This window comes from Aromatoleum evansii, assembly GCF_045689615.1.
Lineage (GTDB): Bacteria > Pseudomonadota > Gammaproteobacteria > Burkholderiales > Rhodocyclaceae > Aromatoleum > Aromatoleum evansii.
Genome location: NZ_CP141259.1, coordinates 900,350 through 922,859, shown reverse-complemented (window position 1 = coordinate 922,859; position 22,510 = coordinate 900,350). Strand labels below are relative to the sequence as shown.

Here is a 22,510-nt window from a genome sequence, read left to right as displayed (position 1 = left end):
AGCGGATTATCCCGCGTACCGTGGCAGAACGCATCAAGATCCGCGCACCCGCAACGCTCGAAGAGGTTATGATCGTCATTCCGCGGGCTTCCCCGCGCAGTGGCGGCGACGACCCTTCCGGCGACCGCAAGACCCGATCACTCACTATGCACGTTCTGGTTCTCGGCGCCGGCGTCACCGGCGTCACGACGGCCTGGTTTCTCGCCAGGGCCGGATTCGAAGTCAGCGTCGTCGATCGCGAGCCCGCAGCGGCACTCGAAACCAGCCGCGCCAACGGCGGCCAGATCTCCATCAGCCACCCGGAACCCTGGGCCAACCCCGGCGCACCGCTCACTGCACTGCGCTGGCTCGGGCGCGAGGACGCCCCGCTGCTGTTCCGCCCCCATGCCGACAGCGCGCAATGGCGCTGGGCCATGTCCTTCCTGCGCGAATGCCTGCCCGGGCGCACCCGCCGCAACACGGCCGCGATCGCCAGCCTGGCCGTGCATAGCGGGCAGAAGCTGCGGCAGCTGCGGGCCGAGACGGGCCTTGCCTACGACCACCTCGAGCGCGGCATCCTGCACCTGTTCTTCACGCCGGCGGAGTTCGCGCACGCGCGCGGACGGGTCACCGAGCTGGCCGCCTACGGCATTGCCGCACGCGCCTGCGAGTCCGATGAGTGCGTGGCGCTCGAACCGGCCCTCGGCGCCGTGCGTACCCAGCTCGCCGGTGGCCTGTACGCCCCCGACGACGAATCCGGCGACGCCTGTCGCTTCACCCAGGGACTGGCGCAGCTCGCCGCCGAAGCGGGCGTGCGTTTCCACTACGACACGACGATCACCGGCCTGTCACGCTCGAGCGGTGCCATCGAGGCGGTCGAAGTGCGGGATGCGCAGGGCCGCGCGGGCGCGCTGACCGCCGACGCCTACGTGGTCTGCCTGGGAAGCTACGGCCGCGCGCTCGTCGCCCCGCTGGGCGAGACGCTGCCGATCTACCCGGTGAAGGGCTATTCGATCACCGCCCCCATCGTCGATGCCGCGCGCGCACCCAGCGTCAGCCTCACCGACGAATCGCGCCGCATCGTCTGCTCGCGCCTCGGCGAACGCCTGCGCGTGGCGGGCACCGCGGAGCTCAACGGCTTCGACACCGCCATCAACGCGGCACGCTGCCAGGCGATCCTGGACTGGATCGAGGCGCGCTTTCCCGGCGCGGTGGACCTCGACCGGGCGGAGCGCTGGACCGGCCTGCGTCCGGCGACCCCGGGCAACATCCCGCTGATCGGACGCAGCCGCATCTCCCGTCTGTGGTACAACACCGGCCACGGCACGCTGGGCTGGACGCTTGCCTGCGGATCGGCGAGCGCGATCACCGATCTCATCCGCGGCCAGCGCCCGCCGGTCGAGCATTTTCCCTTCCTCGACGGGCGCCGCTGAGCGCCCGTCGCCGCGCATCGCGACGGGTCGGCCGGACGGCCGTCCCGCTGCCTGCTACTTGATGACCTTGAGGTGATTGCGACCGGCGCTGCGGCCCGCCGCCGACGGCGTATCCGGCCCATCGCCGTCACCCGCACCGGAATCGGCCTCCTCCCTCACCTCCTCGTCCGACTGAGCCTCGCCACCGGCGACCTCCTGCTCGAACGCCATGCCATGCCCGTTCTCGCGGGCGTAGATGGCCAGGACATTGGCCACCGGCAGGGACAAGGCATGCGCGACACCGCCGAAACGGGCCTGAAAGGTGATCAGGTCATTGCCCATCACCAGATGGTTGGTCGCGTCCGGCGCGAGGTTGAGCACGATCTGGCCGTCACGTGCATAGCCGGGCGGAACGACCGTGCGCTCGTCGACGGCAACCGCGATGTAGGGCGTGAAGCCCTGGTCCAGGCACCAGTCGTAGATGGCGCGCACCAGGTAGGGTTTGGTCGATACCTTGCTCATGGATGGGATCCGTGGGGCCCCGGCTGGCGGGGCCACCTGCGCGTCAACGACGCATTACCTTTTCGGACGGCGTCAGGGCGTCGATGAAGCCCTGGCGGCTGAAGATGCGCTCGGCGTACTTCTGCAGGTTGGCGGCGGCCTTCGGCAGCTCGATGCCGTAGTGCTCGAGGCGCCACAGCAGCGGCGCGATCGCGACGTCGAGCATCGAGAATTCGTCGCCGAGCATGAACTTCTGCTTCGTGAAGATGGGTGCGAGCTGGACGAGCTGGTCCCGAACGTGCGCCCGGCTCTTCTCGACCGTGCCTTTCTGGTTCTTCTCGAGCGCCTCGATGTGCGAGAACAGCTCGTGCTCGAAGGTGTGCAGCAGCTGGCGCGCACGGGCACGCATGATCGGGTCGGGCGGCATCAGCTGCGGATGCGGGAAGCGCTCGTCGATGTACTCGTTGATGATGTTCGACTCGTACAGGATGAGGTCGCGATCGACCAGAACCGGCACGCGGTTGTACGGATTGATGACAGCAATATCTTCCGGTTTGTTGTAGAGATCGACGTCGATGACTTCGAAGTCCATCCCCTTCTCGAACAGCACGATCCGGCAGCGATGGCTGAACGGATCGGTGGTGCCGGAATAGAGGTTCATCATGGTGTTACAGCTCCCGATACAAAAACAAAGCGCACCACGCGAGGCTCGCGTGGTGCGTCAGACTTCAAGGCGCCGAATCAGTTCGCGCGGACGTTCAATGAATGTCCTTCCAGTAGTTCTTCTTCAGCGCGAAGCTGAGCGCGAACAGGCCGGCCAGGAAGATCAGCACGACAACGCCGATGGTCTTGCGCTTCTCGGCGACGGGCTCGCCCATCCACACGAGGAAGGAGACGAGATCGGCGACGGTCTTGTCGTATTCCTGCGCCGACAGCTTGCCGGGCTTGGCGAGTTCGAGCTCGATCGACTTCGCACCGTCATGCTCGGTCACCTTGGCGATCTGCTCGCCCTGCAGTTCCCACAGCACATGCGGCATGCCGACGTTCTCGAACACCTTGTTGTTCCAGCCCGTCGGACGGTTCGGGTCGCGGTAGAACTGGCGCAGGTAGGTGTACAGCCAGTCGGCGCCGCTGCCGAACTCCGAGGCGCGCTGGCGCGCGATCAGGGTCAGGTCCGGCGGGGTCGCACCGAACCACGCCTTCTGCTCCTTCGGGCTGGCCGAGATCTTCATCAGGTCGCCCACGCGCTCACCCGTGAACATCAGGTTGTCGCGGATTTCCTGCTCGGTCAGGCCGATCTGCGTCAGCGTGTTGTAGCGGACGAAGCTCGCGCTGTGGCAGTTCATGCAGTAGTTGACGAAGGTCTTCGCACCCGCCTGCAGGGCGGCCGGATCCTTGCTCACCGGGGCCTTGTCGAGGTGCAGCACCGCACCGGCGGCCAGCGCCAGCGTCGGCGCGAACAGCGCCGCAGCGGCAAGGCGCTTCAGGGTCTTGATCACGTTGATTGTCATTTGAAAGTCACCCTATCCGGTTCGGGTTGGCACTTGTCGATTTTGCTGTACCAGGGCATCGCCAGGAAGAAGGCGAAATAGATCACCGAGCAGATCTGCGCCACCAAGGTACGACCCGGGGTCGGCGGCAGAACGCCGAGGTAGCCGAGGATGAAGAAGGAAACGATGAAGACCGCGAGGATGCCCTTGAAGAGGCCGCCCTTGTAGCGGATCGACTTCACCGGGCTACGGTCGAGCCACGGCAGGAAGGCGATGATGACGACTGCGGCGCCCATCGCGACCACGCCCCAGAACTTTGCGTCGATGCCGAACAGCGGGTAGGTCACCGCGCGCAGGATCGAGTAGAAGGGGGTGAAGTACCACACCGGAGCGATGTGCGGCGGGGTCTTCAGCGGGTCGGCCGGGATGAAGTTGTTGTACTCGAGGAAGTAGCCGCCGCCTTCGGGGGCGAAGAACACGATCGCCGAGAAGAAAATCAGGAAGCCGACCACGCCGACGATGTCCTTCACCGTGTAGTACGGATGGAAGGGGATGCCGTCGAGCGGAATGCCGTTCGCGTCCTTCTTCTTCTTGATCTCGACACCGTCGGGGTTGTTCGAGCCGACTTCGTGCAGCGCGACGATGTGCGCGACGACGAGGCCGATCAGCACCAGCGGCACGGCGATGACGTGGAAGGAGAAGAAGCGGTTCAGCGTGGCGTCGGAGACGACGAAGTCGCCGCGGATGACGACGGACAGGTCGGGACCGATGACCGGGATCGCCGAGAACAGGTTCACGATGACCTGCGCGCCCCAGAAGGACATCTGACCCCACGGCAGCAGATAGCCCATGAAGGCTTCAGCCATCAGCGCGAGGAAGATCAGCGTGCCGAAGATCCAGATCAGCTCGCGCGGCTTGCGGTAGGAACCGTAGAGCAGGCCGCGGAACATGTGCAGGTAGACGACGATGAAGAAGGCCGAGGCGCCGGTCGAGTGCAGGTAGCGGATCAGCCAGCCACCGGGGACTTCGCGCATGATGTACTCGACGCTGGCGAACGCGACGGGGATGCCCGAGGCGTTGAGCGAGGCGTCCGGCTTGTAGTGCATGACCAGGAAGATGCCGGTCAGGATCTGGATCACCAGCACCAGCAGCGCCAGCGAACCGAAGAAGTACCAGAAATTGAAGTTCTTCGGCGCGTAGTACTCGGACAGGTGCGCCTTCCAGGTCGACGTCAGCGGGAAACGCTCATCGACCCAGTTGAGCAGTTGTTGTGATTTTGTGGTCATCGCTTAGGCCTTGGAGTCGTCACCGATGAGGATCGTGGTATCGGAAAGGTACTTGTGCGGCGGCACTTCGAGGTTGTCCGGCGCCGGCATGCTCTTGTACACGCGACCGGAAAGATCGAATTTCGAACCGTGACAGGGACACAGGAAGCCGCCGTGCCAGTCGTCGCCCATGCCGCTGTCGGCACCGACCTTGAACTTGTCGCTGGGCGAGCAGCCGAGGTGGGTGCAGATGCCGACGGCGACGAGGTATTCGGGCTTGATCGAGCGGCTCTTGTTCTTCGCGTACTCCGGCTGCATCTCCTTGGCGGATTCCGGATCGCTCACGGCGGCATCGGTCTTGTCGAGCGAAGCCAGCATTTCCGGGGTCCGGCGCAGGATCCATACCGGCTTGCCACGCCACTCAACCGTCATCATCTCGCCCGGCGCCAGCTTGCTGATATCCGCCTCGACCGGCGCACCCGCAGCCTTCGCACGCTCCGACGGCGTCAGACTGGCGACGAACGGCACAGCCGTCGCCACCGCAGCCACGCCACCGGCGGCCGACGTCGCGACAAGCAGTTGCCGGCGGCCACTGTCCATCTTCTGATCCACGCTCATGACCTCATCCCTGAAAAGAAACCCGTTTCCGGATACAAAAAAACTGCGGGATTTTAGCAAAAAGCCTGATACATAAAAAGAGGGCATGCCGAATCCATGCCATTGACATTGACTCCGGACGCACCCCCGCATGACAGCGCGGATTCGATGGAAACCGATTGCTGCAGCGCAGCTTTCGCAGCGCAGCAAACCTCTTTGTCAGAGTGCGCGACGCTCGACCAGGGCTTGCGCAATCGTGCCCGTATCGGTGTGCTCGAGCTCGCCGCCGACAGGCACGCCGCGCGACAGGCGACTCACCTTCACGCCGCGTGCCGCAAGCAACTCGGCGATGACGTGCGCGGTGGCTTCGCCTTCGTTGGTGAAGTTGGTGGCGAGGATCACTTCCTTCACGTCGCCGTCCGCGGCACGCGCGAGGAGCTTGTCGAGGCGCAGCTCGCGCGGCCCGATACCGTCCAGCGGCGACAGGCGCCCCATCAGGACGTAGTACAGGCCGTTGTAGAGCTGGGTCTGCTCCATCATTGCAAGGTCGGCAGGCATCTCGACGACGCACAGCAGCGAGTGGTCGCGCTGCGGGTTGGCGCAGCGCTGGCAGACGTCGGTCTCGGAGAAGGTGTTGCAGCGCTCGCAGTGGCGCAGCACTTCGAGGGCGTGCGCGAGCGCCCGCGCGAGCCGGCCGGCGCCGCGTTGGTCCCGCTGCAACAGGTGGTAGGCCATGCGCTGCGCCGACTTGGGGCCGACGCTGGGCAGCGCGCGCAGGGCTTCGATCAGTTCGTCGAGACTCGAGGGGGAGCTCATCAGAACGGGAGCTTCATCCCGGGCGGCAGGTTGAGACCGGACGTGAAGCCCGCCATCTTCTCCTGCGTGGTGGCCTCGGCGCGGCGAACCGCGTCGTTCATCGCCGCGGCGACGAGATCCTCCAGCATTTCCTTGTCGTCCATGACCGAGGGATCGATCGTGACGCGACGGACGTCATGCTTGCAGGTCATGAGGATCTTCACCATGCCGGCTCCCGCCTGACCCTCGACTTCGACGAGGGCGAGCTGGTCCTGCATCTTCTTCATGTTTTCCTGCATCTGCTGGGCCTGCTTCATCAGGCCGGCAATTCCGCCTTTCATCATGGTGCGATTCTCCGCAATTGGGGATTCAAAGAGGTTTTACCGACGCTTCCACGAGGGTTGCGTCGAATCGTTCGATCAGTTCGCGTACGAAAGGATCGCTTTCGAGCGCCGCCACGGCCTCGGCGTGGCGCGCACGCCGGTCGGCCTCGTCGCGCTGCGCGGGCGTCTCGCCGGCGATCGCGCCGACTGTGGCGCGCAGCTTGAGCGGCGCCCCGTACAGGGAGACGAGCTGGTCCTGGATACGCTCCACCACGCCCGGATTCATGTCGAGGAGGTGGCGGTGGGCGTTCGACAGGCGCAGGTCAATCACGCCGTCGACGAGGCCCAGCCACTCGCAATGCTGGGCGAACTCGCGCACGAGCCCCCCGAGGCCGAGACGGCGGATGAGCCCGTGCCAGTTGCCGGCCGCGAAGTCCCCCGCGGCGTCGCCGTCGACGGGCGCAGGCACCGCCGCCGCGACCGCAGATGCCGGCGACACGGGGGGGGCTTCGGGCTGCGGAGCGGGCTGCGCGGCCTTCTCCGGCTGCGCAGCCGCCGCAGGCGGCGTTGCAACCGGGGGCGGAGCGGCTTCGGCCGGCGGTTCAGTTCGAAGGACCGCTAGCTCGGCGCTCTGGCCGACGAAGGCTTCCGGCGGGAGATCCTCCCAGGGAGGCACCGAGTTGGAGGGCTCGGGACGACTTTCCGCCGGGGCGCTTTTCAAGACCGGTGCCTGGCGCAGCGCGGATTCGGCCACCAGTGCCGGGGCTGGCGGCACCGACACGGCCGCGGACACAGGGGACGACGCAGGCGCAACGGATGGCGCCGGAGTCGCGGCAGCCGACGGGGCGGCCTGCATGGACGGGGCGCCGGCGTTCGCGGAAGCGGGTCGCGCGGCTGCCGCGGGCCGCGGCGGCGCGGGCGGCAGGCTGCGCGCGACACCCCCTCCCCCGCCTTCGGCCGCGGCGCTGCCGAGGGCCGCCGACTGGTCGGGGCGGAAGGCGTGCAGGCGCAGCAGCGTCATCGTGAAGCCGGCGTAGTCGTCGGGTGCGAGCGGCAGCTCGTCGCGGCCGTGGATCGCGATCTGGTATGCGAGCTGGAGGAACTCCGCGTCGAAGGCCTCGGTATAGGGCAGCAGGCGCTGGCGCTCGGCCTCGTCGGCGATCGCCGCGGGGGCGAACTGCGCGAGGGCGACACGGTGCAGGATGGACGCGAGGGCCTGCAGCGCGGCGTCGAACGAGAGGCTGCGCGCTTCCATGCGATCGGCGACGGCAAGCAGCGCCGTGACGTCGCCGGCGGCGAGCGCGTCGAGCACGGCATACAGGTGGTCGTCGCCGACCGTGCCGAGCATGTGAGTGACCTGCTCTTCCTCGACCTTGCCGGTGCCGTGCGCGATCGCCTGGTCGAGCAGCGACAGGGCGTCGCGCATCGAGCCGTTGGCGGCCTTGGCGAGGTGACGCAGCGCCGGGGCCTCGAACGGGACGGTCTCGGCCTCGAGGATGCGCGACAGGTGCTCGACGATGTGGCCCGGCGGCATCTGCTTGAGGTTGAACTGCAGGCAGCGCGACAGCACCGTGACCGGAATCTTCTGCGGATCGGTGGTCGCGAGGATGAACTTGACGTGCTCGGGCGGCTCCTCGAGGGTCTTCAGCATCGCGTTGAACGCATGCCCGGTGAGCATGTGCACTTCGTCGATCATGTAGACCTTGTAGCGCCCCTGCACCGGCGCATAAACGGCCTTGTCGAGCAGCGCGGCCATGTCCTCCACGCCGCGGTTCGACGCAGCGTCCATCTCGACGTAGTCGGGGAAGCGGTCGGCGTCGATCGCCTGGCAGGCGGCGCACTGGTTGCAGGGCTCGGCCGTGACGCCGGTCTCGCAGTTCAGCGCCTTGGCGAGGATGCGCGAGATCGTGGTCTTGCCGACGCCGCGGGTGCCGGTGAACAGCCAGGCGTGGTGCAGCCGGCCGGTCGCCAAGGCATGACTGAGCGCGCGGACGACATGCTCCTGGCCGACCAACGTCGCAAAGGATTTCGGCCGCCACTTGCGGGCGAGAACTTGATAGCTCATGGCGCAGGATTCTAGCAGAGCGCCGGGCACGCCCCCGGGGCGATTCGCTGCACGTGCTGCGACGTCAGGGCTGCCCCACCTGCAGGTAGTAGCGCACGTCGCCGACTTCGGGCGAGTAGCTCGCGCCGACGTAGATGGGGCCGAGCGCGGTGTCGGCTCCGAGGAAGATCGAGTATGCGCGGTGCCGACCGGGGTCGGGCGTGAGCGAGGTGCCGTAGTTGCGCAGCTCTGCCCATTCGGCGGTCGCACCGGCATACACGCCGCGGCCGAGCGTGTCGGGCAGGCGGGTGATCTGGCGATAGTAGGCGGCGCTGACGAGCGCGACCTGGTCGGCGGCCAGCTCGCCATAGCGGTAGCCGGACAGGCGGAAGGGCCCGCCCAGCAGGGTGCGGCCGACCTCGGGGAGGTCGCGGTCGGGACTGCCGGCGAACAGCCCGCGCAGGCGCCACACGTTGGGTCCGAAGGAGGTCGCGGTGTCGCCGTCGAGCTCGGTGAAGAAGTAGCGCTGATCGGCACCGAAGGCCGGCGAGTGCAGCTCCGCACGCAGGCGCGCGGCGTAACCGCGGCGCGGGAAGAAGGGACTGTCGAGGCGGTCTATGGTGGCGGTGCCATGCACCCAGCCGTCCTCGATGAGGCGCTCGGGATAGAGTTCGGGTCCGGAGATCACCTCCGAGTTGCGCCGCCCGCGCCGCCAGCCGGCGCGCAGCTCGCCCCACATGCCCATCTCGTAGCCCGCGTCGAGGCCGACGACGCCGCCCTTCTCCTTGTTCTCCGACAGCTTGCGCCCGTCGACGAAGACCGGCAGCACGCGATTGAACAACTCCACGGACGGCGCCACGAACCAGCCGCTGTCGAGGTCGAGCGGCTGGAACAGCTCGCTGCGGATGCGGTTCGTCGTGCCGAGCTGCAGGTCGGTGTCCCAGCGCCCGCCGCGGGTGTTGAGCCAGCGGCGCGAGAAGCCGGCGTAGAGACCGACCTGGGAGCCGCCCTCGAAGTCAGCCGCGAGGCCGCCGCCGAAGCGCAGCAGGTTGGGTCCCGACGCCTTCTCGTCGGCGTCGAGCTGCACCGTGGCGCGCGGCCCGTCGTGCAGCACGCTGTAGCGCAGGCGGTCGAAGTCGCCGCGCTCGTAGATGCGGGCGATGTCCTGCTCGAGCTTCTGGGGATCGAGCGGCTCGCCGGCCTTCTGCGTGAGCGTGGCGCCGAAAAGGCGCTCGGGCACGAACTTGAGGCCTTCGACCTTGACGTCGGCGACGACGGGCGCGCGCTTGTGCCAACGGAACTGGCGCAGGGTCTGCCACTTCGCGTAACTGTCCTCATCGACGCTGAAGCGGGCAAGCGACGCGGACTGGCGCAACGCGGCCTCGGTGCCGTAGGGAATGGTCTCGAGCACGCGCTCGAAATCACGCGAGGTGATGCCGGGCAGCTCGACCTGGATCAGTGCGTCCTCGGGGCCGAGGCGCGCTAGCTGTTGGCGCACGTTCTGTTCGAGCGCGAGGTTGATCGCCTGCAGCGCGATGTCGGTCGCCGAGCGCAGGCGTTCGCGCGCGTGCGGAGGCGTGCCGAGGTTCACGGCGATCACGCGCCCGCCGCACAACTCGCGGCCGATGTCGACGGGCAGGTTCATCACGAGGCCGCCGTCGACGAGCAGGCGCCTGTCCTGCTCGATCGGCAGGAACACGCCGGGCACGGCCATGCTCGCGCGCATCGCGCGCCACAGCGGCCCCTTGTCGAGCAGCACCAGTTCGCCGGTCTCGAGGTCGGTGGCAACCGCGCGGTAGGGCAGCGCGAGACTGTCGAAGGTGTCGAGCACTTCGGCGTCGCCGGCGAGCCGCGTGAGGAAGCGGTCCATCGCCTGGCCCGAGATCGCGCTCTGCGGCAGCAGCAGCGCGCCGTCGCCATAGCCCAGCGTGATCGCCGAACGGTTGCGCGCGGCGTCCTGCTTGTCGCGGAAGGGCTGGTCCTCACGCGGCACGCTGCTGGCGAACATGTTCACCCAGTCGACGGCGTGGATCTCGCGCACCATGTCACCCAGCTCCATCCCCGCCGCGTAGGCCCCGCCGACGATGGCGCCCATAGAGGTGCCGACGATGCAGTCGACGGGAATGCGCATGTCCTCGAGCACCTTGAGCACGCCGACGTGGGCGATGCCGCGCGCGCCGCCACCCGAGAGCACCAGCGCGACGCCCTGCGGCGGTTTGCTTGCTTCGGCGCACGCGGGCGCGGCGGCGAGGCCGGCCAGACACAGCAGGGACAGGACTAGGGGACGCAGGTTCAAGCGCGTGCTCGGCGAAGGAATGGACCGACGATACCGTATCGACCGTAGCGTGTACGTAACGGAAGTCCGCCAAGGAAGCACAAAATGAAACGGGCGCCCCGTTTCCGGAGGCGCCCGTTCGCGAATGAGGGTGGCGAGCCCGACCCCCGGCACTTGCAGGGAACGGCTGTGGCTGCTGCCTTCCGGCCCTGACCAGGTTCACCGCGCTGCAATGCGGGGAGACCCGCCACGGGGCACATTGTAGCAGCTAATGGCGCCGCTGCACGCGCCCCTTGATGCAATGCGCAATGCGCCGCGACTCAGCCCTTGAGCTCGGGGAAGTCCTCCTCGAAGAACTCGAGCGCGCCGCGCACGCTGGCGTCCTTGCCCTCTTCGCTCTTGCGCAGTTCGACGCGGCGGATCTTGCCCGAGATGGTCTTGGGCAGATCCGAGAACTCGAGGCGGCGGATGCGCTTGTACGGGGCGAGCTTATCGCGCGTGAAGGCGAAGATGTCCTTCGCGAGTTCCTTCGACGGCTCGTGGCCGGCGGCGAGGATCACGTAGGCCTTGGGCACGGCGAGACGCACCGGGTCCGGGCTCGGGACGACGGCGGCTTCGGCGACGGCCGGGTGCTCGATCAGCACCGATTCGAGCTCGAACGGGCTGATGCGGTAGTCGGAGGCCTTGAACACGTCGTCGGCGCGCCCGACGTAGGTGATGTAGCCCTCCTCGTCGATGCTCGCGACGTCGCCGGTGCGGTAGTGGCCGTCACGCATGACTTCGGCAGTCTTGGCCTCGTCGCCGGCATAGCCGAGCATCAGACCGAGCGGGCGCTTGGCGAGCACGAGGCTGATCTCGCCTTCGTCGACCGGCTTGCTGTCGGCGTCGAGCAGCGCGATGGTGTAGCCGGGCAGCGGGCGGCCCATGGAGCCGGGCTTGAGCTTCTGGCCGGGGGTGTTGCCGATCTGCGCGGTGGTCTCGGTCTGGCCGAAGCCGTCGCGGATGGTGATGCCCCAGGCCTTCTTCACCTGCTCGATGACTTCGGGGTTGAGCGGCTCGCCGGCGCCGATGAGTTCGCGCAGGTTGGTCTTCACCGAGGCGAGATCCTGCTGGATCAGCATGCGCCACACGGTCGGGGGCGCGCACATGGTCGTGATCTCGTACTTCACCAACACGTCGAGCAGGGCCTTGGCGTTGAAGCGATTGTAGTTGTACAGGAACACGCAGGCACCGGCGTTCCACGGGGCGAAGAAGCAGCTCCAGGCGTGCTTGGCCCAGCCCGGCGAGCTGATGTTCATGTGGCGGTCGTTGGGCTGCAGGCCGATCCAGTACATCGTCGACAGGTGGCCGACGGGGTAGGACTGGTGGCTGTGCTGCACGAGCTTCGGCTTCGAGGTGGTGCCGGAGGTGAAGTACAGCAGCAGCGGGTCGGTGACCTTGGTGACGCCTTCGGCCTTGAACTCGGGCGAGGCCTGGTAGGCGTCCTCGAAGGACAGCCAGCCGGCGGTCGCGCCGCCGACGCTGACGCGAGTGTAGGCGCCGGCGAGGTCGGCGAACTTGTCGGTGTGGGCCTTGCCGATCACGACGTGCTTGACCTGGCCGCGCTCGAGGCGGTCGGCGAGGTCGTCCGGAGTCAGCAGCGTGGTCGCGGGGATCACGACGGCGCCGAGCTTGATCGCGGCGAGCATGGTTTCCCACAGCGGCACTTCGTTGCCGAGCATGATCAGGATGCGGTCGCCGCGCGCCACGCCCTGGTCGCGCAGCCAGTTGGCGACGCGGTTCGAGCGCGCCGACATCTCGGCGAAGGAGAGCTTCGATTCGCGGCCGTCTTCCTCGACGATCCACAGCGCGGGCTTGTCGTTACCCTGCGCCATGGAGTCGAAGTAATCGAGCGCCCAGTTGAACTCGGTGAGCTGCGGCCACTGGAACCCGGCGTACGCGGTCGCGTAGTCGGTGCGGTTGGCCAGCAGGAAGTCGCGCGCTTTCAGAAACTCGGCAACAGCAGTCATTTCCTCTCCTTTCCCAGAAGCGGCGTAGCGGATGCATATCCGTCACGCCCGATGTACGCCCGCTTGCCCCGGGGCCCCCGGCCGTACACCCGGGGTCGCGTGCCGCAGGCGACTTTGATTGGATTGCGACGCCCCTATGGAACGCCGGGCGGTATTTTGACGTTGACGTAAACGTCATGCAACCATCGTTCGCCTCCGGCCTGCCCATTTTGACCATCCTCGCGCGGGACAGCGGGAGCAGCCGCCGACGGTGCGCGCGACGCCCGGCATCCACGCCGGAAGCGAGCCGCGGCCAGCCGGCATTGTGTGTAACAACAATTGTCCGGGGCCGGCGCGAGCGGTAGACTCCGCCGCTTTTTCGCTTGGGGAACAAGATGTTGGAACGCTTCTTCCAGCTCTCCGTGCACGGCACCAACGTCAGGACGGAGCTGCTGGCCGGTCTGACGACCTTCCTCACGATGGCCTACATTATCTTCGTCAATCCCGACATCCTGTCCGCTGCGGGGATGCCAAGGGAGTCGGTCTTCGTCGCGACCTGCATCGCGGCCGCGCTGGGTTCGGCGATCATGGGCCTGTATGCGAACTACCCGATCGCGCTGGCGCCGGGCATGGGCCTCAACGCCTACTTCGCGTTCGCGGTGGTGAAGGGCATGGGCTTCACCTGGCAGGCGGCGCTCGGGGCGGTGTTCATCTCCGGTTGCCTGTTCGTCCTCGTGAGCCTGTTCCGGCTGCGCGAGGCGATCGTGAATTCGATCCCGCGCTCGATGAAGTTCGCGATCTCGGCCGGCGTGGGGCTGTTCCTCGCGATCATCGGCCTCAAGAACGCGGGGATCATCACCGGCCATCCGGCGACGCTGCTGACGCTGGGCGACCTGCACCAGCCGGGGCCGCTGCTGGCGGTGCTGGGCTTCATCCTGATCGTCGCGCTGGAGCAGCGGCGCGTCCACGGCGGGATCATCATCGGCATCCTCGCGATCACGGTGATCGCGATCGCGCTGGGACTGACGCCGTTCAACGGCATCGTCGCCGCACCGCCCTCGATCGCGCCGACCTTCATGCAGATGGACATCGCCGGGGCGCTGAATGCGGGCCTGCTGACGGTGATCCTGACCTTCTTCCTGGTCGAGCTGTTCGACGCCTCGGGCACGCTGATCGGCGTCGCGCACCGGGCGGGGCTGCTGGACAAGGATGGCAAGCTGCCGCGGCTGAGGAACGCCCTGCTCGCGGATTCCGCCGCGATCGTCGCCGGCGCGGGACTGGGGACTTCGTCCACGACCGCCTACATCGAATCGGCGGCGGGAACGTCGGTCGGCGGACGCACCGGGCTCACTGCCGTCACCGTCGCGGTGCTGTTCCTCGCCGCGCTGGTGCTGGCGCCGCTCGCCGGCACGGTGCCCGCCTTCGCGACCGCGCCGGCGCTGTGCTATGTGGCGGTGCTGATGATCCGGGGTCTCGCCGAGATCGACTGGGACGACCTCACCGAGGCGACCCCGGCGGTGGTGACGGCGATCACGATGCCGTTCACGTTCTCGATCGCGCACGGCATCGCCTTCGGTTTCGTGTCCTATGCTGCGCTCAAGGTCCTCGCCGGCCGCAGTCGCGACCTCTCGCCGATGGTGGTCGGCATCGCCATCGTATTCGTCCTCAAGTTCGCCTTCCTGTCATGACCATACAGCTCGACACCGCCTTCCTGAAGAACGCGATCCGCACCGTGCCGGACTGGCCGCAGCCGGGCGTGATGTTCCGCGACATCACGCCGCTGCTGCAGGACCCGAAGGCCTTCCGCCTGCTGGTCGATGTGTTCGTGCTGCGCTACATGGACCGCGCCATCGACGTCGTCGCCGGCATCGATGCGCGCGGCTTCATCCTCGGCAGCGTGGTCGCGCACCAGCTCAACGTGGGCTTCGTGCCGGTGCGCAAGAAGGGCAAGCTGCCCTTCACGACGATCGCCGAGGACTACGAACTCGAGTACGGCAACGCGACCGTCGAGATGCACACCGATGCCGCACGCAAGGGCGACCGCGTGCTGCTGATCGACGACCTGATCGCGACCGGCGGCACGATGATGGCCGCTGCGCGCCTGCTCGCACGTCTCGGCGCCGAGGTCGTCGAGGCGGCGGCGATCGTCGACCTGCCCGAGCTCGGGGGCTCGAAGCTGCTGCGCGACGCGGGGCTCGAAATCTTTACCGTTTGCGATTTTTCCGGACACTGAACCAATGAGCGTCGATCTCAACGAAATCAAACTGGCGATGGCCGAGGCGGACTGCCTCGCCACGCCCGCCGAAGTCAGCGCCGCGCTCGACCGCATGGCGACCGCGATCACCGCGCGCCTCGCCGACAGCAACCCGGTGTGCTACTGCGTGATGAACGGCGGGCTGGTGATTGCCGGGCGCCTGCTGTCGCGGCTGAATTTCCCGCTGGAAGTGGCCTACCTGCACGCGACGCGCTACGGCCACGCGCTCAACGGCCAGACCATGCTCGACTGGCGCGTGCGCCCGACGCAGGACCTGAAGGGGCGCACGGTGCTGGTCATCGACGACATCCTCGACGAGGGCCACACGCTGGATGCGATCGTCGCGCATTGCCGCGAGGAAGGCGCGGCCGAGGTGCTCACCGCGGTGCTCGTCGACAAGCAGCACGGGCGCAAGGCCCGCCCTGACATGAAGCCGGACTTCCACGGCCTGGACATCCCCGACCGCTTCCTCTTCGGCTGCGGCATGGACTACAAGGGCTACTGGCGCAACGCGGCCGGGATCTATGCGCTGAAAGGCGCCTGAGAGCGGGAGCAGGAGTCTGCGCGGGCCGGCGCCGCGAATCCCGCGCGCGGGGCGTCCCCATCCGGGAGCCCGCTCCGCGGCGCCTCCTAGCCCTCCAGCGCTTCCGCGAGGTCGCGCGCGAGGTGGTCCACCGCCGCCTCGGTCGTCGCCCACGAGCACATGAAGCGGGCGCCCCCGCCGATGAAGGTGTAGAACACCCAGCCGGCTGCACGCAGGCGTTCGATCGCGGCCTCCGGCAGGTTGATGAACACGCCGTTGGCCTCGGTCGGCAACAGCATCTCGGCGCCGGCGAGCGGCGCGATGCGCTCGCGCAGGCGCTGTGCCATCGCGTTGGCGTGCGCGGCGTGCCGCAACCAGACGCCGTTTTCCAGCATCGCAAGCCAGGGCGCGGACAGGAAGCGCATCTTGGATGCGAGCTGGCCGGCCTGCTTGCAGCGGTAGGCGAATTCCTCGCCCATCGCCTTGTCGAAGAACACGATCGCCTCGCCGACCGGTAGGCCCATCTTCGTGCCGCCGAAGCACAGCACATCCACACCTGCCCGCCAGGTGATGTCGGCGGGGGCGAGGCCCAGCGATGCGACGGCGTTGGCGAAGCGCGCGCCGTCCATATGCACCTTCAGGCCATGTTCGCGTGCGACCCGCGCAATGCCGGCAATCTCGCCCTGCTGGTACAAGGTGCCGAGTTCGGTCGCCTGGGTGAGCGTGACGACCTTGGGGCGCGGATAGTGGATGTCGTTGCGCCGCGTGATGACTTCGCGCACGCCGGCGGCCGTGAGCTTGCCGTGGCGGTGTGGCGCGAGGAGCAGCTTCGCGCCGTTGGAGAAGAATTCCGGGGCGCCGCATTCGTCGGTGGCGACGTGGGCCGTATCGGCGCAGACAACGCCCTGGTAGGACTGGCACATGGACGCGAGCGCGAGCGAGTTCGCGGCGGTGCCGTTGAAGGCGAAGAAGATCTCGGCGTCGCGCTCGAAGAGCGCGCGCAGGCGATCGCAAACGGCCGCGGTGGCCTCGTCGTTGCCGTAGGACGAGGCGAAGCCGCGATTGGCCTCGTTGAAGGCGGCGAGCGCCTCGGGACATGTGCCGGCGGTGTTGTCGCTGGCGAACTGCAGTCTGTAGCCGTGGGTCGGGGATGCGGTCTCGGTCATGGTTTCGTCACCTTGTGGGTGCTGGGGATGCGATGGGTTCGATGCTCCGGCTGCGGAGCTTAGCAGCATCCCCCCGAAGCGACGATCGTCCCCTTCCCGACCCGTCACCGGCCCTGCTCGCGCCGTGCGCGCGCCGATTCAGGGCGTCCCTATGGCTTCTTGCGGAGCACGTAGAAGAGGTTGGGCTCGCTGACGACATAGAGGTTGCCGTCCGCGTCCATCGTGACGCCCTCGGGCGAAGGCGCGTCGTTCGCGAGCCCTGACCCCCGGCCCGCCAGCGGGCGCGAGCTCACGAAGTGGCCTTCGGCATCGAGTTCGACGAGTTCCTTCGACTCCTCGCTCAGCAGCACGAGGTGCCCCGTCTTCGGATCGAAGGACACGTCGGCGAGGTCACCCGTGGACACATCGCGGTCGATCCAGTCGGTGTGATCCTGCAGGGCCAGTTGCAGCCGGCCGCCGAGCGAGGCGGCGACGCCGTCCACCTCGAACAGCTGGCGCGGGTCGCGCTCCTTGGCGATGAAGACGCGATCGCCGGCCACATCGTAGGCGAGCCCCTCGAAGCCCTTGTTTCCGCGGTGCATGTTGAGGCCGAGGGTGAGGAAAGGGGATCCCTTCGCGTCGATCGTGCCCGACTGCGGCGGGAGGTCGACGAAATTGAGGCGCTGCAGGGTCTCGTTGGCGATCGCGACCCGGCCGTTGCCCATGTAGGCGATCGCTTCGGTGTCGTCGAAGCCTTCCAGGCGGTAGCGCTCGAGCACCTCGCCCGTGCGGCTCAGCGCGACGACCTCGGCCGGTCCGTCGTTGCTCACTGCGAGCAGGCGGTCGCGATCGAAGTCGTAGGTGATTCCGGACAGCTCGGCAGCACCGGGGATCGGCTTCGCGTCGATGACGACTTCGTAGTCCTGCAACGCGATCGCCGGGGTCGCCGCATGCAGCGCTGTCGCAGCATGCGGCGAGATCTTCCGGCCCCAGTGCAGCTTGTGGTTCGCGATGCCGATGATCGCAAGTGCGGTGATCAGCGCGAGCCCATACAGGCTCCTGCGGGCGGTGCGTGCTGCGCGGGCGGCTCCGGCCATTGTGGTCTCCTCGTCCTTGTTGTTCGTGTGTCAGAGCGGCGCCTGCCACGCGAAGCGGAATTCGCGCGGTTTGAGATCGCTGCGGCACTGTCCGTTATCGGCATCGGCAGCGACGACATACCACTCCGCGCGCGAGGTGCTCCCCGCCCTGCGAGCCTTGTCCGGGATGAAGCAGCGTGCAAGCTCGCGCGCCGGCACGAGGGCATAGGCATCCGGATGGCTGCGCAGCCAGCGGGCGGCCTCGCCGACGCCGGCGCGGGACTGGAAGCCGAAATGCACGATGGGCTGGCGCGCGAACAGCCAGTGCCCCTCGCGCCAGTCGACGAGGAGGAGCTCTGCGCCGCCGGTCAGCTCGGCGGCCGAGCGCATCACGTCCTGATGGGGATTCGGACCTTCCCGCAGTGGCTCGACGAAGCCGGCGACGAACCAGGCGACGAACCAGCTCGCGGCGATCCCGCGGAAGATGCGCAACGCACGCGGACGGCCGGAGAACCAGCGCCGCAGCAGCCAGGGCACGAGCGGCGCGACCGCCAGCACCGCGCCCATGAGCGCAGGGAAGATGTAGAGCTTGCGTTTGCCGGTGCTCAGGGAAAAGAACAGCACGATCAGCAGGGTCCAGCCGAGCAGCACCAGCAGGCGGCCATCGCGCCGGGCGAGTTGCTGTCGCCACGCAGGCACCAGCCACGGCAGGCCGAGGACGAGCGGCAGCCAGACCTCAGGGATCACGTTCGCGACGAAGTACCACGCCGGTTCGCGGTGCATCCATGCATTGGTGTAACGCTCGGCGGTCTGGTGCAGGGTCACGTCCCGCACGTAGGCGAGGCTTTCGGCGTCACCTTGCAGCAGCACCGTGGCCGCGAGCGGCGCCGCCCATACGGCGACCGCCCCCAGCATCACGGCGAGGCCCAGCGCCCAGCGCCATGGGTCGCGCGGCACCGGGGCGAGGCCATGCCAGTCCTTGCGCACTGCCCACGCGTAGGGCAGCAGCATGAAGAGCGGCAGGAAGCCGATGACCTTGGTGATGACGCCGAAACCCATCGCGGCACACGCGACGTAATACCAGCCCCAGGCCGGGCCGGCCATCAGGTGCCGCACGAGGCCGTACATGCCGAGCGCGATCCACAGGCACAGCAGCCCGTCGAGCTGGCCCGCGCGCAGCACGTTGTAAGTCTGGAAGCAGGCGAGGAACAGCAGCGCCGCGGCAACGCCGGTGCGGCGGTTCCACAGGCGCCGCCCGAGGTCGTACAGACAGCCGGTGGCGACCGCCCCGGCGACCAGGGCCGGCAGGAACAGGGCGACCTTCGGCGAGCCGGTGGCGCGGACGAGGAACGCGACGACCCACATGAAGAGCGGGGGCTTGTCCGGGTAGATCTGGCCGGCCCGGTGCGGAATGATCCACGAGCCGTGCTGCAGCATTTCGAGCGCGATGCCGAGGAAGCGCTCCTCGTCCACATTGGCCGGTTCGCGCAAGCCGATGCCGGCGCCGATCAGCAGCAGCGCCAGCAGCATCAGCGCGATCAGTTCGGCGAGCGGATGGTTTAACGTGAATGCAAAGGGGCGCCGGAATGGAGCCGGACCGAGGACCGAAACTTGGGTGTCGTCGCGCATGCCTTTCTCGATTTGGGCCCCCGCCCGGCACGAGGCCAATCAGGAACGACCCTGGTGGGCGTGCGCTGCGACAGCCATGGACCTCGGAATTGCCGCGAGACGGCGCAAGGGCCACCCGCAGGCAAGGCGCGACTCTAGCGAGCGGGGTGTCAAGAATTCGTCAAATCCGCGTCATGCGGAAATGCGGTCGCGGCGGGCAGGGAGCCCTGGAGCGAGAGATCCCCCTTGGGCAGCCGGCCCGACGGGCGATCCGTCTCGCCTCATCGGGCCGGCGGCACGACGCCATCTTTCAGGCGGCGGTCCGCCCCGCGGCAACCATCCGCCGGATCTCCGGCACGCAGGAGCCGCAGCTGGTGCCGCACTTGAGCTTGTCCTGCAGCGCGTCGAAACCGGCGCCGCCGGCGATCGCCGCGGCGATGTCGCTCTCGGAGACGTTGAGGCAGTTGCACACGATGCGCCCGCGGCTCTTCGCGGCAGCCGGCGGGCTCGCGAGCGGCGCGAGGATCCAGCGGCGCAGCTCGGCGGTCGGCTGGCGCTCGACCAGCACGTCGCGCAGCCAGCCGGCGGCCGCGGTCTCGCCGGTGAGGCGCAGGCCGACCAGCAGGCCGTCCTCGATGCGCGCGCGTTTGGTGATCCCGCGCCGCGCGTCGCTATAGGCGAGGCAGTGCTCGTCGTCGAGGCCCAGCAGCGCGTCGAGCTCGGCCAGCCACGCCGGCGGGATCGGCTGGTCGTGCGCAATGCGCAGCACCACCGCGGGATGGTCGCGGCCGGCGAGCGCGAGCGACGCGTAGGCGAAGCGCTCCAGCCACGGGATGAGGCGCGCGGCGCGCTCGAGTGTGACGCCGGCGGGATCCCTCTCCTCTTCTCCCTCTCCCGTCGTCGCCTCGCCCCCTTCTTTGTCACCCTCGCCGCGCATGATCAGTGCCTGATGCGGCAGATTCGCTTTCTCGACCTGCACGGTCGCGTGTTTCAGTTCCGGCTGCTTCGAGTAGGGGTCGAACTCGCGCAACGTCAGCGCATTGATGCCGGCCGAGTTGAGCGCGTTGGCGCCCCAGTGCATCGCGACGAAGGCCTGGCCGGAGCGGATCTCGTTCGACGCGGCGGCGCGCAGCACGATCTCGCCGCGCCGGCTCTTCACGCGCACGAGGTCTCCATCCTCGAGGCCGCGCAGGTGCATGTCGTCGGCGTTGAGCTCGATGCGCGCCTCATCGACGTGGTTGTAGAGGCGCGCGACCTTGCCGGTGCGGCTCATGCCGTGCCACTGGTCGCGCAGCCGGCCGGTGGTCAGGCGCAGCGGGTAGCGCGCGTCGGCGCGCTCGGCGGTGAGTTTTGCGGTCGGCACGACGAAGCGCGCTTTGCCGTCGGCGGTCGGAAAGCGGCCGTCGGCATAGAGCCGCGCACGGCCTTCGCTCGCGCCTTCCGGGAAGGGCCACTGCTGCGGCCCCTTGCCGTCGAGCACGGCGTAGGACAGGCCGGTGATGTCGAGGTCGCGCCCGCGCGTCGTCTGCGCATGTTCGGCGAAGATCGCTTCGGGGCCGGCGTAGCCGAACATGCGTGCGGCCTCCGGCTTGCCGATCAGGGGCCCGAGACGGCGCGCGAAGTCGCACACGATGTCCCAGTCGGCACGCGCTTCGCCCGGCGCGGGGATGGCGCGATTGACATGCGTGATGCGGCGCTCGGAGTTCGTGACCGTGCCCTCCTTCTCGCCCCAGGTCGCGGCCGGAAGCAGGAGATCGGCGAAGGGCGCGGTCTCTGTGTTGCCGTAGGCTTCCTGCAGCACGACGAAGTCGCAGCGCGCCAGCGCCTCACGCACGCGTTCCAGTTCGGGCAGCGATTGCGCGGGGTTGGTGCAGGCGATCCACAGCGCCTTGATGCGGCCCTCGTGCATCGCGTCGAAGAGCTCGACGGCAGTCAATCCCGGCTTCTCGGGCACGTCCGGCACGCCCCACAGGCGGGCGACTTCGGCGCGGTGCTCGGGGTTCGAGAGATCGCGGTGCGCGGACAGCAGGTTCGCGAGGCCGCCGACCTCGCGCCCGCCCATCGCGTTGGGCTGTCCGGTCATCGAGAAGGGGCCGCAGCCGGGCTTGCCGATCTTGCCGGTGGCGAGCGACAGCGCTATCAGCGCGGCGCCGTTGTGCGTGCCGTGCGTGGACTGATTCAGACCCTGGCACCACAGCGACATCGCGCGCGGCGCCTCGCCCCACCAGCGCGCAGCGGTGCGGATGTCGTCGGCCTTCACCCCGCACACCTCGGCCGCGACCGCCGGCGTGATCTCGCGTACGTGCTCGCGCAGCGCGTCGAAACCTTCCGTGTGTTCGCGGATGAAGGCGGTGTCGACAAGGCCTTCCCACAGCAGCACGTTGAGCATCGCGTTGAAGAGCCAGATGTCGGTACCGGGCAGGATGGGCAGGTGCAGGTCGGCGGTGGCCGCGGTGTCGGTGCGGCGCGGGTCGACGACGATGAGCTTCATGTCCGGGCGCGCGGCCTTCGCATCCTCGATGCGGCGGAAAGCGATGGGGTGCGCGTAGGACGGGTTGCCGCCGGCGACCAGCAGACAGTCGGTCTCGGCGAAGTCCTCGTAGGAACAGGGCGGCGCGTCGGCGCCCAGGGTCTGCTTGTAGGCCGCGACCGCGCTGGACATGCACAGGCGCGAGTTGGTGTCGACGTTGTTCGAGCCGATCAGGCCCTTCATCAGCTTGTTGAAGACGTAGTAGTCCTCGGTCAGCAGCTGGCCGGAGATGTAGAAGGCGACGGCGTCGGAGCCGTGTTCCTTGATGACTTCGGCGAAGCGCTGCGCGGCGGTGTCGAGCGCCTCGTCCCAGCCCACGCGGCGGCGCGCTTCGCCTTTCGTGGCGCGCAGTTCGGGATGCAGCAGGCGGGTCTCGGGGCGCGCGGTGAAATGCAGCGTCGAGCCCTTGGTGCACAGGCGGCCGAAGTTCGCCGGATGCTCGGGGTCGCCGCGCACGCCGGTGATGCGCGCGCCGTCATGTTCGATGAGGACGCCGCAGCCGACGCCGCAGTAGGGGCAGGTGGCTTTCGTTTCCATCGTGATCTCTCCGGGGGTCGTCACCATTTTTTAAATCCGCCAACTCGTTACCGTTCAGGACAGGCCTTTTGTCTTGCTCACGAATATCCTCGGAGCGCAGCCGAACCCTGCCCTTCGACAAGCTCAGGGCGAACGGGGTATCTGGTTGCCAGCTTGATAGTCATGCAG

General features: G+C 68.0%; 18 protein-coding genes and 1 other RNA gene. 4 read left to right on the top strand and 15 right to left on the bottom strand.

Annotation, left to right across the window (positions count from 1 at the left end):
- Nucleotides 1–146: 146 nt before the first annotated feature.
- On the top strand, nucleotides 147–1,412 hold the full coding sequence (locus tag U5817_RS04165) for a D-amino acid dehydrogenase (protein ID WP_407279810.1): 1,266 nt from the start codon (nucleotides 147–149) through the stop codon (nucleotides 1,410–1,412).
- Between the two features lie 54 nt (nucleotides 1,413–1,466).
- On the opposite strand, the gene U5817_RS04160 is transcribed toward U5817_RS04165, so the two are convergent.
- From U5817_RS04160 to U5817_RS04110, 11 genes are all read right to left on the bottom strand, one after another.
- Nucleotides 1,467–1,913: a ClpXP protease specificity-enhancing factor gene (locus U5817_RS04160; protein WP_407279809.1), complete on the bottom strand. Its 447-nt coding sequence runs from the start codon at nucleotides 1,911–1,913 to the stop codon at nucleotides 1,467–1,469.
- A gap of 43 nt (nucleotides 1,914–1,956) precedes the next feature.
- The gene (locus U5817_RS04155; RefSeq protein WP_169126461.1) at nucleotides 1,957–2,556 is read right to left on the bottom strand and encodes a glutathione S-transferase N-terminal domain-containing protein; all 600 of its coding nucleotides are present in this window, start codon (nucleotides 2,554–2,556) and stop codon (nucleotides 1,957–1,959) included.
- Nucleotides 2,557–2,650: 94 nt separating this feature from the next.
- A complete protein-coding gene (locus tag U5817_RS04150) occupies nucleotides 2,651–3,403 on the bottom strand; it encodes a cytochrome c1 (RefSeq protein WP_169126460.1) in 753 nt (250 codons plus the stop codon).
- Nucleotides 3,400–4,668 (bottom strand): cytochrome bc complex cytochrome b subunit, encoded by a 1,269-nt coding sequence (locus U5817_RS04145; protein WP_169126459.1) that lies wholly within the window; start codon nucleotides 4,666–4,668, stop codon nucleotides 3,400–3,402. The genes U5817_RS04150 and U5817_RS04145 overlap by 4 nt, the downstream gene beginning before the upstream one ends.
- A 3-nt stretch (nucleotides 4,669–4,671) precedes the next feature.
- Entirely contained in the window at nucleotides 4,672–5,265 is a 594-nt protein-coding gene (gene petA, locus U5817_RS04140) for a ubiquinol-cytochrome c reductase iron-sulfur subunit (protein WP_407279808.1), read from the bottom strand.
- Between the two features lie 198 nt (nucleotides 5,266–5,463).
- Nucleotides 5,464–6,060, bottom strand: a complete 597-nt coding sequence (gene recR / locus U5817_RS04135) for a recombination mediator RecR (RefSeq protein WP_169126457.1) — start codon at nucleotides 6,058–6,060, stop codon at nucleotides 5,464–5,466.
- The gene (locus U5817_RS04130; protein ID WP_050414651.1) at nucleotides 6,060–6,383 is read right to left on the bottom strand and encodes a YbaB/EbfC family nucleoid-associated protein; all 324 of its coding nucleotides are present in this window, start codon (nucleotides 6,381–6,383) and stop codon (nucleotides 6,060–6,062) included. The genes recR and U5817_RS04130 overlap by 1 nt, the downstream gene beginning before the upstream one ends.
- Nucleotides 6,384–6,408: 25 nt before the next feature.
- Nucleotides 6,409–8,427 carry a DNA polymerase III subunit gamma/tau gene (gene dnaX / locus U5817_RS04125; protein ID WP_407279807.1) on the bottom strand — a complete coding sequence of 673 codons (2,019 nt, stop codon included), beginning with the start codon at nucleotides 8,425–8,427 and terminating at the stop codon, nucleotides 6,409–6,411.
- Nucleotides 8,428–8,491: 64 nt separating this feature from the next.
- Entirely contained in the window at nucleotides 8,492–10,702 is a 2,211-nt protein-coding gene (locus U5817_RS04120; RefSeq protein WP_407279806.1) for a patatin-like phospholipase family protein, read from the bottom strand.
- 129 nt (nucleotides 10,703–10,831) lie between these two features.
- Nucleotides 10,832–10,930, bottom strand: an RNA gene (ffs, locus tag U5817_RS04115) — signal recognition particle sRNA small type.
- Between the two features lie 71 nt (nucleotides 10,931–11,001).
- Nucleotides 11,002–12,690: an AMP-binding protein gene (locus U5817_RS04110; RefSeq protein WP_169126452.1), complete on the bottom strand. Its 1,689-nt coding sequence runs from the start codon at nucleotides 12,688–12,690 to the stop codon at nucleotides 11,002–11,004.
- A 374-nt stretch (nucleotides 12,691–13,064) separates the two neighbouring features.
- Between U5817_RS04110 and U5817_RS04105 the strand changes: the two genes are divergently transcribed.
- The 3 genes from U5817_RS04105 to U5817_RS04095 are packed head-to-tail and all read left to right on the top strand — an operon-like array spanning nucleotide 13,065 to nucleotide 15,467.
- Nucleotides 13,065–14,357 carry an NCS2 family permease gene (locus U5817_RS04105; protein WP_407279805.1) on the top strand — a complete coding sequence of 431 codons (1,293 nt, stop codon included), beginning with the start codon at nucleotides 13,065–13,067 and terminating at the stop codon, nucleotides 14,355–14,357.
- On the top strand, nucleotides 14,354–14,902 hold the full coding sequence (locus U5817_RS04100) for an adenine phosphoribosyltransferase (RefSeq protein WP_169126448.1): 549 nt from the start codon (nucleotides 14,354–14,356) through the stop codon (nucleotides 14,900–14,902). Before U5817_RS04105 ends, U5817_RS04100 begins: the two co-directional genes overlap by 4 nt.
- Before the next feature lie 4 nt (nucleotides 14,903–14,906).
- Nucleotides 14,907–15,467, top strand: coding sequence for a hypoxanthine-guanine phosphoribosyltransferase (locus tag U5817_RS04095; RefSeq protein ID WP_407279804.1), 561 nt, complete (start codon nucleotides 14,907–14,909; stop codon nucleotides 15,465–15,467).
- A gap of 86 nt (nucleotides 15,468–15,553) precedes the next feature.
- On the opposite strand, the gene U5817_RS04090 is transcribed toward U5817_RS04095, so the two are convergent.
- From U5817_RS04090 to U5817_RS04075, 4 genes are all read right to left on the bottom strand, one after another.
- On the bottom strand, nucleotides 15,554–16,612 hold the full coding sequence (locus U5817_RS04090; protein WP_407279803.1) for a threonine aldolase family protein: 1,059 nt from the start codon (nucleotides 16,610–16,612) through the stop codon (nucleotides 15,554–15,556).
- A 149-nt stretch (nucleotides 16,613–16,761) separates the two neighbouring features.
- Nucleotides 16,762–17,688, bottom strand: a complete 927-nt coding sequence (locus U5817_RS04085) for an SdiA-regulated domain-containing protein (RefSeq protein WP_407279802.1) — start codon at nucleotides 17,686–17,688, stop codon at nucleotides 16,762–16,764.
- Nucleotides 17,689–17,718: 30 nt separating this feature from the next.
- Entirely contained in the window at nucleotides 17,719–19,296 is a 1,578-nt protein-coding gene (locus U5817_RS04080) for an ArnT family glycosyltransferase (protein WP_407279801.1), read from the bottom strand.
- Nucleotides 19,297–19,585: 289 nt separating this feature from the next.
- On the bottom strand, nucleotides 19,586–22,342 hold the full coding sequence (locus U5817_RS04075) for a molybdopterin-dependent oxidoreductase (protein ID WP_407279800.1): 2,757 nt from the start codon (nucleotides 22,340–22,342) through the stop codon (nucleotides 19,586–19,588).
- Between the last annotated feature and the right edge of the window lie 168 nt (nucleotides 22,343–22,510).